Below are 2,441 nucleotides of genomic sequence, written 5' to 3'. Positions count from 1 at the left end.
GACTATCCACTGTTCCTGGCTGTTCGTGAGCAGGACGTCGACGCCTGGGAGGGGTTCTTCGAGTCCTTCGACCTCCCGACCGCATTCGAACGACAGCCCCGAGACGAGCTTAGCGGACCGCTACAAATGGTCCTCGAGCCACGCGCGTCACTCGATATCGAGCACGTCGAAGGGTACCCGGTGATACCGAGAGCAGAGACGATCGAGTACATGCGCGAGAACTACGCCCAGTTCCAGTCGGCGCTGGCGATGCTCGACCGGATGTACGAGGACCTTGACCTCGGCGTCACGTATCGAGAGACCGAACGGGCGCAGCCATGAGCTTCAACAACCGAAGTGACGCGCTCATCGAACTGCTCGAGGAGCTCACCAAAGAGGGCCACGAGTACGTTCTTGTTGGCGGCTACGCTGTCTCAGCATTCAATGCTCGCTTCTCCACGGACCTCGATATCGTCGTCGCGCCGGATTCCAAAGCTGACTTCGTCGAGTTCCTCGAACAGCGGGGATTCGAGAAAACGGACAGCCACGCCAAAGAATGGTTCTACGACACCGAAGTAATCGAGTACGAGAAGCGGCTCACGCCGTAGCAGCCGATCGGCTTCGATCTCCTGGTGAACGGACTCGCGTGTCGCCAGACGGAGGCACAGTGGTCGTTCGACTACCTGTACGACCACAGCCACCAACAGGAGGTGAGCGGAGGCACAGTGACGACGACAGCCAGAGTGATCGATGGGGCCGTCCTCGTGGCGGCAAAGCTCCACAGCGGCAGAGAAACGGACCTTCGGGACGTCCTGGCGGTCGCAGAAGAGAGCGACCTCAACGCTGTCACACCCCACCTGCGGCGAGGGGACGACGATGAGCTCCGGGAGCAACTTGAGCGTGGTCTGGAGATCTTGGAGAGTGACGAACTCAAACACGGATTTCGGAGTGACTTCGGGGCCTCAGCTGTCTCAGAAGAAACGGTCACCGCTCTCCAAGAGTATCTGTCTGCACAGATTGACTACCTGAGCTGAAGCGGTCGGGACCCCCTTGCTCGGAAGTGAAGATAGGGGCCCTTCAGCGGTGCTTGCAGTCAGTCGAAAAATTGGAGGGGCGGTGTCAGTCGACCGTCGCTAACACGCGGACATCCGTAGCTGAGTGTCGTTCCCGTTCAGTACGAGCACCGTGCTCGCGGAGGAACTCATCAATACGGTCGGCAAGGGACTCCGCATCCTCCCTATCGACGTGGACGATCAGCGTCGGACGCTCCTCGTCGCTGTTCTCGATCACGAGCGAGACATCCTTGAATTCGTCCGGCTGTCTATACGCCTCGAACTCATCGGCGACCTGGTCGGCCAGGTCGTCGAGTACCTCAATCGGTTCCTTTGTCATAGATTGGATATCGGCCTTGGAAGGTTGTGCCATCGCGAACGCGTGAAGGAAACGTGACGTGACTTTCAGAACCACCTCCATCAGACAAACGCGAACGGAGCCTTCTCACACCGATGGTTTACCGAGAAGAAGACCGATCCACAGAAGGGACAATGGGTTAGAGTGCTCGCGGATCGCTATCGACGATGCTCGCAAACGCGACGTTCTCCTGAACTTGTTCGATTTCGACTGTTGGCTCGTCGCCGGGCTGAGCGCCGGGAACGATCACGACGTACCCCCGCTCGACTTTTGCAATACCGTCGCCCTGATCGCCGACGGTTTCGATTGTCACGTCACGTACTTCGCCTTTATCAACGGGAGGTTCCGAGGGTGAACGGCCCTCAGTCTCCCGAGAACCGGACTGTTGTGATTCCTGTTGTATCGACGACGCTGTCGAGACTTGGGACTCTAGAATGGCCACTCGATACGTTTCGTTTGCTGACAACGCTTCATGATCGACTTCACTCGAGGGGACTTCTACTACGTATCTTCCATCCTCTTCTTCGATCAGAGCACTAAACAGGGAACAAAGGGGGCTGGGGATCTCGACCATTAAGCTTCTAGTGGTCAGTACCATGGGACAAGTAACTTTAACCCAGCAGGTTGGCGAATTCGTGGAGGTTCTCTTTGAGGGTGCGGTTGAATTCGGTTGATACAGTGATGAACTCGCCATCGTCGCTGTGTTCCTTGTACTTTCCCAGCGAAAGGGCGAGCTCCCCGCTCGGGGTTGCGACGAGCTTGAAGATAACTGAAGTACTCTGTAAGCCGGTTTCCAGCCACGCCTTTTCGATATCTGCCCATTCGCCAGTGGAGGTATCTGCTGAATCCACCTCGTAAGCCAAGCTGTGAACCTTTCCCCGATTCCGAGAGTGTCCAGTCTGAACTGGAGCGAGCACGTGTTCAGTACCGCGGACCTGCTTCCCGAGTTGAAGCATCGTCCGCCCGTCAGGCGTCTCGGTGAGTTTGAACCACTTCTGGTACGGGTCATACGAGGCACTCAACCACCAGAATCCGAGATCGTTCCAGTCCGA

The 2,441-nt window shown here is 57.2% G+C and carries 2 protein-coding genes and 3 pseudogenes; 2 read left to right on the top strand and 3 right to left on the bottom strand.

The window, feature by feature from the left end:
* Positions 1-321: pseudogene (locus ACQUQ1_RS21920) on the top strand (RNA polymerase subunit sigma-70); the annotation flags it as partial.
* Positions 318-1,013, top strand: a pseudogene (locus ACQUQ1_RS21915) (hypothetical protein). The pseudogenes ACQUQ1_RS21920 and ACQUQ1_RS21915, both read left to right, overlap by 4 nt.
* 85 nt (positions 1,014-1,098) lie before the next feature.
* Here the strand turns inward: ACQUQ1_RS21915 and ACQUQ1_RS21910 are convergent.
* The 3 genes and pseudogenes from ACQUQ1_RS21910 to ACQUQ1_RS21900 form a co-directional block, all read right to left on the bottom strand.
* The gene (locus ACQUQ1_RS21910; RefSeq protein ID WP_435066319.1) at positions 1,099-1,452 is read right to left on the bottom strand and encodes a hypothetical protein; all 354 of its coding nucleotides are present in this window, start codon (positions 1,450-1,452) and stop codon (positions 1,099-1,101) included.
* Between the two features lie 76 nt (positions 1,453-1,528).
* Positions 1,529-1,963 (bottom strand): TRAM domain-containing protein, encoded by a 435-nt coding sequence (locus ACQUQ1_RS21905; protein ID WP_435066318.1) that lies wholly within the window; start codon positions 1,961-1,963, stop codon positions 1,529-1,531.
* A gap of 37 nt (positions 1,964-2,000) precedes the next feature.
* Positions 2,001-2,441, bottom strand: a pseudogene (locus ACQUQ1_RS21900) (hypothetical protein); the annotation flags it as partial.

The sequence above is a fragment of the Halobaculum sp. EA56 genome (assembly GCF_051195075.1).
In the GTDB taxonomy this organism is placed as follows: domain Archaea; phylum Halobacteriota; class Halobacteria; order Halobacteriales; family Haloferacaceae; genus Halobaculum.
This window is presented reverse-complemented; position numbering and strand designations above follow the sequence as displayed.